We start from the raw sequence: 12246 nt of genomic DNA, 5'->3' as shown, positions 1-12246 counted from the left end.
TCTATCGACGGCCCCCGCCGTCTTCTAAAACGGTGACGGTGCGCGGACGCTACAGTGGGACGGTGACTGAGCAAAGCGCCCCCGCCCGCCTGGACCTGCACCAGGACGTGGCTCTCCTGACCGCAGACATCATCGACATCTTCAGCGTTTCGGGGGAGGAGCGCCGGCTGGCGGACGCCGTTGAGCACGCGCTCCGTGCCATCCCGCAGCTGGAGCTGACCCGCGACGGCGACGCGATCGTTGCCCGAACCTCGCTGGGCCGGCCCGAGCGGGTCATCCTGGCCGGGCACCTGGACACGGTGCCGCTGCCCACCACCGAGGGCTCACTCGGCACCGTCCCCTCCTACTGGGCCTCCGGCGCGCCGGGGGAGGGCATCCTCTACGGCCGCGGCGCCACCGACATGAAGAGCGGCGTCGCCGTGCAGCTGGCCCTGGCGGCCGGGATGTTCGACGGCGGCGCGGCACCGGACAAGGACGTCACCTTCGTCTTCTACGACCACGAGGAGGTCGAGGGCGTCAAGAGCGGCCTGGGCCGGCTGGTGCGCAACCACGGGGACCTCCTCGAGGGCGACTTCGCGATCCTGCTCGAACCCACTGACGGGACCGTCGAGGGCGGCTGCAACGGCACCATCCGCTTCGAGGCCACCACCGTCGGCGAGGCGGCCCACTCCGCGCGGGCCTGGATGGGCAGCAACGCCATCCACGCCGCGGCGCCCATCCTGGAACGCCTGGCGGCGTACGAACCGAAGACGGTCTCCGTCGACGGCCTGGACTACCGGGAGAGCCTGAACGCCGTGCGCGTCCACGGCGGCACGGCCGGCAACGTCATCCCGGACCGTTGCGTGGTGGAGATCAACTACCGCTTCGCTCCCGACAAGAACATGGCGCAGGCCGAGGCGCACGTGCGCGAGCTGCTGGACGGCTTCGACCTGGTCCGCACCGACGGTGCCGCCGGTGCCCGGCCCGGGCTGAACCATCCGGCCGCCGCGTCCTTCGTCGCCGCCGTCGGGGCCGAGCCGAAGCCCAAGTACGGCTGGACAGACGTCGCCCGCTTCAGCGAACTGGGCGTCCCCGCTGTGAACTTCGGCCCCGGGGACGCGCTGCTGGCGCACAAGGACAACGAGCACGTCGACGCCGCGGCCATCCGCGAATGCCTGCGCGCACTGCGCTCCTGGCTGGGACTGCCCGCCGCCGAGTAGGCGCGCGTCGGCACTGAAACGCCCGAAACGCAGAACGGCCCGGAACCTGAGGTTCCGGGCCGTTCTGCGTCGAAGCTGTGTTGCTGGTGTGGCTGCGTAGCTGGTGGGGCTAGGCGTCGGCGGGGACGCTGGCCGCCGGCACCACCGCCACGCCCGGCTTGCGGGAGAGCCGGCGTTCCAGCCACTTCGCGATCGCGGCCAGGATCAGGCACATGCCCACGTACAGCACGGCAGCCACCATGGCGGCCGGGATGATCGGGGAGCCGTACTGGATCTGGCTGCCGAAGTACTTCGCCTGGAACAGGATCTCGTTGTAGGTCACGATGAACCCGAGGGCGGTGTCCTTCAGGATGACCACCAGCTGGGAGATGATGACCGGCAGCATGGACCTGACCGCCTGCGGGAGCAGGATGCTGGTCATGACCTTGCTCTTGGGCAGGCCGATCGCGTAGCCGGCCTCGCTCTGGCCGCGCGGCAGCGATTCGATGCCGGCGCGGAACACCTCGGCCAGGACCGAACCGTTGTACAGCACCAGGCCGGCCACGACGGCGGTGAAGGGCGTGATGCCCTGGATGCCGACGGTGGGCAGGCCGTAGTAGAAGATCATCATCAGGATCAGAAGCGGCACGGCACGGAACAGCTCCGTGAAGCCGTAGCACGGGGCGCTGATCCAGCGGCGGTCCGAGAGCCGGCCGAAGGCCAGCAGGATGCCGAGGATCAGGCTCAGGACGGCCGCGGTGCCGAAGGCCGACAGCGTGGCGCCGACGGACTGGAGGATGGTCTGCTGCACCAGCGGGAAGGTGAACAGCTGCCACTTCTTCGCCTCGAACTGGCCGCTTTCGGCGAACCGGAGCAGGACGAAGCCGATGATCAGCAAGATCACCAGGGCGGTGACGACGCCGAGGATCCGGTAGCGGGCTCGGGACTTGGGGCCGGGGGCGTCAAAGAGGACGGAACTCATCGGGCAACCTTCCACTTCTGTTCAAGCTTTCGCTGCAGGGCGGAAAGGATGAAGACAAGGATGATGAACACCAGGGCAACCCAGAGCAGGCCGGTCAGGGCCGGCTCGCCGCGCTCGGAGAGGTTGGCGCGGATGGCGCCGGCCTCGAAGACCGAGAAGCCCGCAGCCACCGTGGTGTTCTTGAGCAGGGCGATGAAGACGCTGAACATCGGCGGGATCACGGCGCGGAACGCCTGCGGCAGGATCACCAGGGTGAGGGTCTGGGTGAACGGCAGGCCGATGGCGCGGGCGGCTTCGGCCTGGCCCACCGGCACGGTGTTGATACCGGAGCGGACCGCCTCGGCCACGTACGTGGCGGTGTAGAGGCTCAGGCCGATGATCGCGGCGGTGGTGAAGTCGATCGGCACCAGGCCCAGCTTCGGGTAGCCCAAAGCGAAGAAGAACAGCACCAGGGTCAGCGGGGTGTTGCGCACCACGTTGACGTAGAGCGTCGCGGTCGCACGCATGGCGGGGACGGGGGACACCCGCAGGGCGGCGACGACGGTGCCGAGGATCAGGGCGAAGATCGCCGAGAAGAAAAAGAGGATGAGCGTGTTTCGGAACCCCGTAATGAAGAGGTCCGAGTTATTCAGCAGCGTATTCACAGAATCGTCGCTTTCGACAGTGGAAGAGGGGGCGGCCCGGAGGCCGCCCCCTCAACGCAGGTTTTAGTAGTTCTCTACTGCGGGCTGCTGGACCTTCGTGCCGGACTGGCCGAGCGTCTGGTCGTAGATCTTCTGCCAGACGGAACCGCCGTCGGTGAAGGTCTTGTTGATGAACTGGCGCAGGGCGGTGTCACCCTTCTTCAGGCCGACACCGTACTTCTCGGTGGTGAACGGCTGGCCGACAACCTTCAGGCTGTCCGGCTCCTGGGCGGCGTAGCCGAGCAGGATGGCCTGGTCGGTGGTGACAGCGTCAACCTGGCCGCTCTTGAGGGCCTCAACACACTGCGAGTAGGTGTCGAACTCGGTGGTCTTGGTGCCCGGGAAGTTGGCCTTGATGTTCTGGATCGGGGTGGAACCGGTGGCCGAGCAAACGTTCTTGCCGGAGAGGTCCTTCTCGCTGTTGATGCTGGAGTTGTCCTTCTTGACCAGGATGCCCTGGCCGGTGACGAAGTACGGTCCGGCGAAGTCGATCAGCTGCTTGCGCTTGTCCGTGATGGAGTAGGTGCCGACGTAGTAGTCGATGTCGCCGTTGGTGATGGCGGACTCACGGTTGGCGGACGGGATCGGCTTGAACTCGATCTTGTCCTTGCTCATGCCCAGGGACGCGGCAACCCACTTGGCGATCTCGATGTCGAAGCCGGAGTACTCGCCGGTGGCTGCATCCTTGAAGCCGAGGCCGGGCTGGTCCTGCTTGACGCCGATGCGGATCTTGCCGCTGGACTTGATCGCGTCGTAGGTCGGGCTGCCGGTCAGCGAGACGTTGTCCGCAACCTTGTACGGTGCCTGGTCCCCGCCGCCGGCCGGAGCAGCGCCGCCGGTGCTGCCGGAGCCGCCGCAGGCGCTGAGGGAGAGAGCCAGGGCCGCGGTGGCCGCGACGAACAGGGGCTTCTTCCCGTTAAAGAATTTCTTCATCGGATACCTTTCATTGGACGGCCGCCTGGCGGCGGCCGGAGAGAGATGCGGTGTGCTTAGTGGGTCAGGAGCTTGGACAGGAAGTCCTTGGCGCGGCTGCTCTTCGGGTTGGTGAAGAACTCCTCCGGCGTCTCGTCTTCGACGATCTGGCCGTCGGCCATGAAGACCACCCGGTCCGCGGCCTTGCGGGCGAAGCCCATCTCGTGGGTGACCACGATCATGGTCATGCCTTCCTTGGCGAGCTGGACCATGACGTCGAGGACCTCGTTGATCATCTCGGGGTCCAGCGCGGAAGTGGGCTCGTCGAACAGCATGACCTTGGGCTTCATCGCCAGGGCCCGCGCGATCGCCACGCGCTGCTGCTGGCCGCCGGAGAGCTGTGCGGGCAGCTTCGGCGCCTGCTGGCCGACGCCGACGCGCTCCAGCAGCGCCATGGCGTCCTTTTCGGCCTCGGCCTTGGAGGCACCCTTGACCTTGATCGGACCCAGCGTGACGTTCTCCAGGATCGTCTTGTGGGCGAACAGGTTGAAGGACTGGAACACCATGCCGACGTCGGCCCGCAGCTTGGCCAGGCCCTTGCCCTCGGCGGGAAGTTCCTTGCCGTCGATGGTGATGACGCCGTCGTCGATCGTTTCCAGCCGGTTGATGGTGCGGCACAGCGTTGACTTGCCCGAGCCCGAGGGGCCGATGACAACAACGACCTCTCCCTTGCGGACGTTCAGATTGATGTCCTTGAGGACATGCAACTGGCCGTAGTGCTTATTCACGGCCTTCAGGGAGACGAGGGCATCGCCGGGTACTTGAGTAGTCATAGGAAGAATCTAGCGAAGATTAGCCCCTTATGACGCCAATCACTCCCAGTTCGTCCACATCGTGACACAAGAGATACCCGTCACCCGGCGCCCCGGGACGCGCCCGGCGGGCCTCGGACATCCGGTGCCGCCGCGGGGGCTAGCCTTGGGGGCATGAAAAGCGAACCGCAGCCCGTGCCCGAGCAGCCCGCGTCCTCCGGCGGCAGCACCGCCGGCGGTAATGGGGGAGCCGGACGGCGGGAGAATCCGCCGGCCAACGGCATCCGGCACAAGGGCCCCCTGGAGCTGCGGCGCCGGGCGGCGAAGGTCACGATGTCCGACCAGACGCTGCTGGACACCAAGGGCCCCGGGCAGTTCGTGCACACGGATCCCTGGCGGGTGCTGCGGATTCAGAGCGAATTCGTCGAAGGCTTCGGTGCCTTGGCGGACCTGGGCCCGGCGGTCAGCGTCTTCGGCTCGGCCCGCACCCAGCCCGGCAGCCTGAACTACGAACTCGGCGTCGAGGTGGGCCGGAAGCTGGCCGAGGCCGGACTTGCTGTGATCACCGGCGGCGGTCCCGGTTCCATGGAGGCCGCGAACAAGGGCGCCGTCCAGGGCAACGGGGTCTCCGTGGGCCTGGGCATCGAGCTGCCGTTCGAGCAGGGCCTGAACCAGTGGGTGGACCTGGGTATCAACTTCCGTTACTTCTTCGCCCGCAAGACCATGTTCGTCAAGTACGCGCAGGGCTTCATCGTGCTGCCGGGCGGGCTGGGGACCCTGGACGAGTTGTTCGAGGCGATGGTCCTGGTGCAGACCCGCAAGGTGACGTCCTTCCCAATCGTGCTGATCGGCACCGCGTTTTGGAGCCCGATGCTCGAGTGGATCCAGACGACGCTGGTTACCGAGGGCATGATGGCCGAGCAGGACCTGGACCTCGTCCAGGTGGTCGACGATCCGGCGCTCGCCGTCGAACTCATCGTCGAGGGGGCTGCCCGGCACCGCAACCCCAGCGGCAACAACCCCGGTGCGGCGCCCGGCGGGGAGGCCGCGCCGCACGCCTGACCGGCCGCGCCCCGGCTTCTCTGGCACCATGGAGCTGTGAGTTTTTTCCTCGTCTTCCTGGCGGTCGTGCTGGCAGCCGCCGCCATTTTCCTCGGAACGGACCTGGTGCCGCGACTGTTCCGCCGCGGCCGCGGGGTGGGCCGGGCGTTCGACGACGGCTTCGATGAGCCGGTCGCGTCGCTGCCGGCCGTCCTGCTGCCCGAGGACGCGACGACGGCCGATATCGACCGGATCCGGTTCGCCGTGGGAGTCCGCGGCTACCGCATGGACCAGGTGGACCAGGTCCTGGACGAGCTGAAGGCGCAGATTACCCGCAAGGACCGGGAACTGGAGGACCTGAGGTCCCGGACCGGCGCGGAGACCGGGACGGCGCCCGCCGCTGAGCCGGGCCCCTCCACGCATTCCGCCCCGGCCACGCACCCGGCGCCGTGAACGAGCCCCGCCCCGTCCGCGAGGCGGGCCCCGCCGTCGAGTTCCGTCCCTCCGGCCCGGCCGCGCCGGAGGGCGTGAACGGCGCCCTGTGGCGGGTGATCGCAGGCGCGGGCGCCCGCGCCGCCCGGTGGCCCTGGTGGGTCCAGATCTCGGCGCTGTACCTTGCCGCCCGCCTGGTCAGTGCGTGCATCTTCGCCGGCGCAGCACTGCAGCAGGGCGTTAACCCGTGGTTCCCGCCGAAGCCGGACTACTGGAACTTCATCAACATCTGGGATGCCCGCTGGTACGGCGAGGCGCTGCGGAACGGCTATCCGTCCGAACTCCCGGTGGACGCGGCCGGCAACGTCAAGGAGAACGCCTGGGCGTTCTACCCGCTGTTCCCGCTGCTCGGCCGGGTGCTCAGCGGCCTGACGGGACTGGCCCCGGCAACCTCTCTCACCCTGATCGCCTCGGTAGCGGGGCTGGGCGCCGCCCTGGTGATCTACCGCCTGTTTCGGTTTAAGGCCGGTCACCGCACCGCGCTGTGGGGTTCCGTTTTCGTGGCGACCTTCCCCGTGGCTCCCATCCTCCAGGTGCCCTATGCCGAGTCGCTGAACCTGCTCCTGCTGGCGGCGGCGCTGCTGCTGGTGCTGGAGCGGCGGTACCTGTGGGCCATTCCGGTGGTGCTGCTGATGGACCTGTCCCGGCCCACGGGCGTCCCGTTCGCTGCGATGCTCGGGCTGCTGTTCCTGTACCGCCTGTATGGCCGCGTCCGCGCCGGGCGCCGCCACGGCCTACGCGGCCAGGCGGCCGTCGGCGGTCCCGCCGACCATACGCCCGCCGGGCTCTGGACGCTGGCCGCCCTGACCGCCGTCGCGGGCGTCGGTGCCCTGCTCTGGCCCGCGATCGCGTGGGCCGTCACCGGGGACATCCAGGCCTACACGCGGACCGAGACGGTGTGGCGGGGCCACGACTTGGTGCCCTTCAAGCCGTGGTTCGATACCGGTGTCCAGCTGTTCGGCCCGGTCCTGGGGCTGCTGGCACCCTTTGTGTTCGTGGCCCTGTTTGCGCTGCTGATGATGTCCAAGCCGGCGGTCCGGCTGGGGACCGAATTGCGCCTCTGGTGCGTTTGTTACGTGGGGTACCTGCTGGTGTTCCTGCACCCTCAAACCAGCACCTTCCGGATGCTCCTGCCGCTCTTCCCCCTGGCACTCAGCGCGGCCTGGATATCCCGATCCCGGGCCTACCGCGGCGCCGTTGTGGTCATGTTTTTGCTGCTCCAGCTGGTGTGGGTTGTGTGGCTCTGGGCCTGGGCCCAACTGCCCGGCGGCGGGGACTATCCGCCCTGATCTGCCGCTCCCAAGAATCTCCATCGATTAGCTACGCTCAGGTAATTGCGGGATAATGGTGCCCAAGCTAAGGAAAACTGAGTGTCAAACCCCGGCGTCCGCTCGCGGCCGGCGGGCAGCTTAATGGACCAAGCGGACACAGCCCGGCCGGGCTGGAAAGTCACGGGACAATTTGGAGGGGATATTCCGCATGGCTGCTATGAAACCGCGCACCGGCGACGGACCGATGGAAGTGACCAAAGAGGGTCGCAGCCTGATCATGCGGGTCCCGCTGGAGGGCGGGGGCCGGCTGGTGGTCGAACTTAATGCCGCTGAGGCCTCGAACCTCAGGGAATGCCTGGTCGGCGTCACCGAATAGGGCGCGGCCGGCACGGCTGGCAGGACAAGAACAAAGGGACCGGTTGCCGCGAGGCAGCCGGTCCCTTCTGCGTTTGCCGGGATTACTTCTTGACGGCCACCAGGAGTCCGTCGCCGGTGGGCAGCATGGCCGAGGCCAGCCGTTCGTCGTCGCGGATGGCCTTGCCGATCTGGCGCAGCACCACGGTGGTGGCCTCCCGGGCCGCGGGGTTGGCCACCCGGTCCTGGTCCAGGGCGTCGTTGACGATCAGCAGGCCGCCACGCTTGAGCAGCCGGATGGCCTGCTCCACGTAGCGCGGGTAGTTCGGCTTGTCCGCGTCGATGAAAACCAGGTCGTATGCGCTGTCGGTCAGCCGGGGGAGCACGTCGCCGGCGCGGCCGGAGATGGTGCGGGTGCGGTTGGCGGGGTTCCCTGCCTCCTGGAAGGATTCCCGCGCCGCGCGAAGGTGTTCGACGTCGACGTCGATGGTGGTCAGGACCGCCTGCGGGCCCAGGCCGCGGAGGATGCAGACGCCGGAGACGCCGGCCCCGGTGCCGATCTCGACGGCGGTCTGGGCCTTGGACGCGGCGGCCAGCACGGTAAGCACGGCGCCCACCCCCGGACCCACCGGCGTCACACCCAGTTGGAACGACCGCTCACGCGCGTGCAGCAAGACCTCGTCCTCGGCAGGCAGATCTTCTGCGTAGGACCAGCTTGTGGACTTATCGGCGCTCATGGGTATCGCTTTCCGGGCAGGAGGGGAGTGTTCCCTCCAGCGTACTGGGTCCGGCCCCGCGAACCGGCGCGGCATTCCGCCGATGGCGGAAGTCCCCGGGCGGGTCAGGAATTTCCCAGAATTTTTTGAAATGATGGCTATCCGCTCATCCCCACGGTGATCGGCGTCGAACCAGTGGTGCAGGAGCCTGCGGGAGCAGGCGCCACGGAGACGTAAACACCATCTGCGAGGGGAGTGGACAATGTCGGTTCTGGCAAATGTCCCAGTCAGTGATCACGCCCAGCCCGCGGCCGATGCCGAATGGGTCCGGCCGACGTGGGAGGAAGTGGTCACGAATCACTCTGCCAAGGTCTACCGCCTCGCCTACCGGCTGACGGGCAACAAGTACGACGCCGAGGACCTCACCCAGGAGGTCTTCGTCCGTGTCTTCCGGTCGCTCGAGAACTTCAAGCCCGGCACCCTCGACGGCTGGCTGCACCGCATCACCACCAACCTCTTCCTGGACCAGGCCCGCCGCAAGAGCCGGATCCGGTTCGATGCGCTGGCCGAAGACGCCGAATCCCGGATCCCCGGCCGGGAACCGGGCCCGGAGCAGAGCTTCGAGCTGAACAATCTGGACCTGGACGTGCAGGCCGCCCTCGAGGAGCTGCCGCCGGACTTCCGGGCCGCCGTCGTCCTCTGCGACCTGGAGGGCCTCTCCTACGACGAGGTCGCCGCCGCCCTGGACGTCAAGCTCGGCACCGTCCGCTCCCGCATCCACCGCGGCCGGACCTTGCTGCGTGAGAAGCTCGCCCACCGTGACCCCCGTCCGCAGCCCAAGGCCGCCCTGAAGCCCCGCCTGAAGATGCCGCGCATCGCCGGTTTGCTCTGACGGGACGATGGCACAGCTGAGAGTTCTCCTGGGGGGCCTGGCGTGTAAGTTCCTCTCCCGGCAGGCCCGGCGTGACCGGTCGGCCGGGGTGCTGCCCAGTGCGGCGGCCGAGCGCCGCCTCCAACGCCATCTGCAGCGTTGCGCCAGCTGCAGGCGGCGCCAGGCCCACGAGCGGCAGTACCTGCAGCGGCTCCGCAACGCCGCCGTCCCGGAGGCCAGCGGCGACCTGACCGCCCGGTTGCTCGCAAGGACCAGCGAGATGGCGCAGCAACCCGAAATCACGCGCCCGGGTACCGCACAGCCCCATGCCGCATCCCCCGGGGCCGGGACGCCTGCCGCCCGGCCCGTCGCCCCTGCACCGGCCCGCAACGCGCGGGTCCGGCTGGCCGCCGCCGTGACCGGGGGCGTGGCCGCAGCCACCTGCCTGACCGCGGGTACCGCCTACGTCCTCGGTGAAGAAAGCGGGGCTGCCGCCGGCGCGCCTGCCTTCACCGATGCGCTCACCCCGCCCGGAACCGGCCGCTTCGTCTCCGCCCAGATGGCCTCCGTCTCCGGCTGGCGGTTGAGCGGTGAACCGGACATCGCGCCGGCCGAATCGCTCAGCGCCGAGCAACTCTCCGCGCTTCGCGCCCGCGGCTGGGCCTGCCCCGAGTTTCGCGACCTCGGCTACCACCTCGCCTGGGCGCGTGCGGGCGCAGCGGACGGAAAAGACGTCCTGGAGCTGCGCCTGACCGACGGGCAGTCCTTCGCCACGGTGCTGGAACAACACCCGGATCCCAACGGTACCGCCGCTGGCTCCGGGCGCGGCGTCCCCGTCAACGTCCTCACCGGCCACCCGGCCCCGGCCGACGGCTTCGTGCCCGTCACGCTGCACGCTACGGCCGCCGACGCGGCAGGGCACGGGGCACCCGGTGTCCTCTGGGTCAACCGCCAGCCGCCCTACCGGGCCATCTACCGGACCGAACGCGCCACCTTCACCGTGGTCGCCGAGGCTCCGCCGGCCGGGACGGACGACGACGGCGTCGCCGCGGCGCTGCTGCCCGCCCAGCCCTCCACCGCCGGTCCCGGGGCCGATGCTGCCGGTGCCCCGGCAGCGGAGTCCCTGCAGACCCGGCTGGGCCGGGGCCTGCAGCGCGTTGTTGAGCTGCTGGCCCGATGAGCGCCCGCTTTTTCGCCGGCATACGGAGTGCCGGGGGACGTTCCGACGCCGAATCGTCGGCTCCCGGGACGAGAGGGTAATCTTCCTAGAGTGTTTGGAATCAACGGCCCGGAGTTCATTCTGCTGCTGATCATCGGCCTCCTGGTGATCGGTCCCAGCCGCCTCCCCGAATACACCCAGAAACTGGCGAATATCGTCAAGGAAGTCCGGCGGATGGCGTCCGGCGCGCGGGAACAGATCAAGGAAGAAGTCGGCATCGACATCGACGATGTGGACTGGAAGAAGTATGATCCCCGCCAGTACGACCCCCGCCGGATCATCCGCGAGGCCCTGCTGGAGGATGACACCAAGCCGGTCAGCGCCGGTGCTCCCGCGGCCGTAGCCGCCGCGGAGGAGCGGAAGCCCGCCCGGGTGGTGGAACGGCTGCCCGAGGGCGTGCCGGCCCCCTTCGACACCGAAGCCACCTAGGGGCAGCGAACCCCGTCCTAGGCGCCAGGCGCCGGATGCCTTACGCTCAGCGGATCGCTGCCGCCAAGGGGGATACGGATGAACGACGCTGACCCGGCCGCCCAGGAACGATGGGCCGCCGTCGAGCGGGCCGTCAGAGACGTCACCGACCATGGAATTGCCGGCGCCGTCCGGACCTACTACTTGGTGTACCTTCCGGCGGGTCTGCTGTTGCTGGCCGTGGTCGGGGGCGTTCTTGCAGCCCGGATCTTCGCTCTCGGCCCCGCCGACTGGCCTGAGTACATTGGGGCCGGTCTGTCGTTGGCAGCAATCGGCGAATTCATTGGCGGGATGCTCTATTTTCGCGCTCGGGTCAGCCCGCTGGTGCGTCCACGCCGGCGCAGTCCGTTGGCCTTGCTGACCGGCCCGGAACGCGCCCAGGTGCGCAGGGAGATCCTGGGCAAGGAGGAGCCCTCAGGCCATCGCCTGCCGCCGCTAAGGGGTCTGGCCACACAACTCCGACCGGGCCTGGCATTACAGCTACTGTTGGCGCCGGGATATCTATTGCTGTGTGCCAACCAGATGCTGTTGGCGATCTCCCGCTGGGGCCAGCCGGGATTCCTTTGGGTTTGGATCCCCTTGCTGTTACTCTTCGCCGGCCTGGTAGCCTCGGCAGCCTGGCAGTTTCGACGAACCGGGGACTTCCTGCGCCGCACTGCCGGCAGCACAGTTCCGACATCCCCGGACAAGGAGGCTCCTGATGCGGGGCTTCCTGGGGATGGGCTGCCCGGAAGCATCCGCTAAAGGCTGACCGAGAAGCGCCCGATTTTCCCATGGGCTGTTTCGATCTGGTGATCCAGCACCCCGCCGCAGCGTTCGATGGTTCTGATGGAGGCGGTGTTGTCCATCAAGCAGCACAGCTGGACGCGTTCCATTCCTCGGAGCCTCGCAACGCCGAGCATCTGCTGCAGCGCCAGGGCCGCAACCCGGCGTCCGCGGGCGGAAGGCCTCAGTCCGTATCCCACATGCCCGAGCGTCGTCACTGCGGGGTTTGACGAGTGGCGCAGGGCGATTCCTCCGAGCACCTGACCGTCCTCGACGATCCACCGGTAGGTGCAGCCGGCGTCTCCGCAGGCTTCCTCCGCGGCGGACAGCCGGTCAACGAATGCCTCGAAGCCGTGCGGGGAACGGACATCATCGGCCGTCCTCAGGCCGAAACCGTCTTCGTGAAGGCCATCGCCCCACTCGTCATGGGCGTCCAGCCACTCCGCGCGTAAGACCAAGGTCGGACGTACAAGGTGCGGCAT

15 protein-coding genes are annotated in these 12246 nt (G+C 68.3%); 9 read left to right on the top strand and 6 right to left on the bottom strand.

Annotated features, from left to right (window positions below; all coding sequences use genetic code 11):
- Positions 1-62 precede the first annotated feature (62 nt).
- Entirely contained in the window at positions 63-1199 is a 1137-nt protein-coding gene (dapE, locus tag QWJ39_RS00665; protein ID WP_290255777.1) for a succinyl-diaminopimelate desuccinylase, read from the top strand.
- 109 nt (positions 1200-1308) lie between these two features.
- On the opposite strand, the gene QWJ39_RS00660 is transcribed toward dapE, so the two are convergent.
- The 4 genes from QWJ39_RS00660 to QWJ39_RS00645 form a co-directional block, all read right to left on the bottom strand.
- Positions 1309-2160: an amino acid ABC transporter permease gene (locus QWJ39_RS00660; RefSeq protein ID WP_290255776.1), complete on the bottom strand. Its 852-nt coding sequence runs from the start codon at positions 2158-2160 to the stop codon at positions 1309-1311.
- The gene (locus QWJ39_RS00655; RefSeq protein ID WP_290255775.1) at positions 2157-2804 is read right to left on the bottom strand and encodes an amino acid ABC transporter permease; all 648 of its coding nucleotides are present in this window, start codon (positions 2802-2804) and stop codon (positions 2157-2159) included. The genes QWJ39_RS00660 and QWJ39_RS00655 overlap by 4 nt, the downstream gene beginning before the upstream one ends.
- A gap of 63 nt (positions 2805-2867) precedes the next feature.
- Positions 2868-3776, bottom strand: a complete 909-nt coding sequence (locus QWJ39_RS00650) for a glutamate ABC transporter substrate-binding protein (protein ID WP_290255774.1) — start codon at positions 3774-3776, stop codon at positions 2868-2870.
- Positions 3777-3832: 56 nt separating this feature from the next.
- Complete coding sequence (locus QWJ39_RS00645; RefSeq protein ID WP_290255773.1) at positions 3833-4588, bottom strand: amino acid ABC transporter ATP-binding protein; 756 nt, start codon at positions 4586-4588, stop codon at positions 3833-3835.
- A gap of 153 nt (positions 4589-4741) precedes the next feature.
- Between QWJ39_RS00645 and QWJ39_RS00640 the strand changes: the two genes are divergently transcribed.
- The 4 genes from QWJ39_RS00640 (at position 4742) to QWJ39_RS00625 (ending at position 7747) form a co-directional block, all read left to right on the top strand.
- Positions 4742-5629, top strand: a complete 888-nt coding sequence (locus QWJ39_RS00640) for a TIGR00730 family Rossman fold protein (protein WP_290255772.1) — start codon at positions 4742-4744, stop codon at positions 5627-5629.
- A gap of 36 nt (positions 5630-5665) precedes the next feature.
- Positions 5666-6061, top strand: a complete 396-nt coding sequence (locus QWJ39_RS00635; protein ID WP_290255771.1) for a DivIVA domain-containing protein — start codon at positions 5666-5668, stop codon at positions 6059-6061.
- 74 nt (positions 6062-6135) lie between these two features.
- The gene (locus tag QWJ39_RS00630) at positions 6136-7389 is read left to right on the top strand and encodes a hypothetical protein (protein ID WP_290256467.1); all 1254 of its coding nucleotides are present in this window, start codon (positions 6136-6138) and stop codon (positions 7387-7389) included.
- Between the two features lie 190 nt (positions 7390-7579).
- The gene (locus QWJ39_RS00625; protein WP_290255770.1) at positions 7580-7747 is read left to right on the top strand and encodes a DUF3117 domain-containing protein; all 168 of its coding nucleotides are present in this window, start codon (positions 7580-7582) and stop codon (positions 7745-7747) included.
- An 82-nt stretch (positions 7748-7829) separates the two neighbouring features.
- On the opposite strand, the gene QWJ39_RS00620 is transcribed toward QWJ39_RS00625, so the two are convergent.
- Positions 7830-8462, bottom strand: coding sequence for an O-methyltransferase (locus QWJ39_RS00620; RefSeq protein ID WP_290255769.1), 633 nt, complete (start codon positions 8460-8462; stop codon positions 7830-7832).
- A gap of 241 nt (positions 8463-8703) precedes the next feature.
- Between QWJ39_RS00620 and sigE the strand changes: the two genes are divergently transcribed.
- The 4 genes from sigE (at position 8704) to QWJ39_RS00600 (ending at position 11743) form a co-directional block, all read left to right on the top strand.
- Positions 8704-9333, top strand: a complete 630-nt coding sequence (gene sigE, locus QWJ39_RS00615; RefSeq protein ID WP_290255768.1) for an RNA polymerase sigma factor SigE — start codon at positions 8704-8706, stop codon at positions 9331-9333.
- Positions 9334-9340: 7 nt separating this feature from the next.
- On the top strand, positions 9341-10492 hold the full coding sequence (locus QWJ39_RS00610) for a hypothetical protein (protein ID WP_290255767.1): 1152 nt from the start codon (positions 9341-9343) through the stop codon (positions 10490-10492).
- A 90-nt stretch (positions 10493-10582) separates the two neighbouring features.
- Positions 10583-10960: a twin-arginine translocase TatA/TatE family subunit gene (locus QWJ39_RS00605; protein ID WP_290255766.1), complete on the top strand. Its 378-nt coding sequence runs from the start codon at positions 10583-10585 to the stop codon at positions 10958-10960.
- Between the two features lie 78 nt (positions 10961-11038).
- Positions 11039-11743 (top strand): hypothetical protein, encoded by a 705-nt coding sequence (locus tag QWJ39_RS00600; RefSeq protein ID WP_290255765.1) that lies wholly within the window; start codon positions 11039-11041, stop codon positions 11741-11743.
- On the opposite strand, the gene QWJ39_RS00595 is transcribed toward QWJ39_RS00600, so the two are convergent.
- A complete protein-coding gene (locus tag QWJ39_RS00595; protein WP_290255764.1) occupies positions 11740-12246 on the bottom strand; it encodes a GNAT family N-acetyltransferase in 507 nt (168 codons plus the stop codon). The genes QWJ39_RS00600 and QWJ39_RS00595 overlap by 4 nt on opposite strands.

Origin of the sequence: Arthrobacter sp. YD4, assembly GCF_030410515.1 — a bacterium.
Taxonomy (GTDB): Bacteria; Actinomycetota; Actinomycetes; order Actinomycetales; family Micrococcaceae; genus Arthrobacter.
Note: the sequence above shows the minus strand (reverse complement) of the source record. Positions and strands in the feature narration are given on the sequence as shown.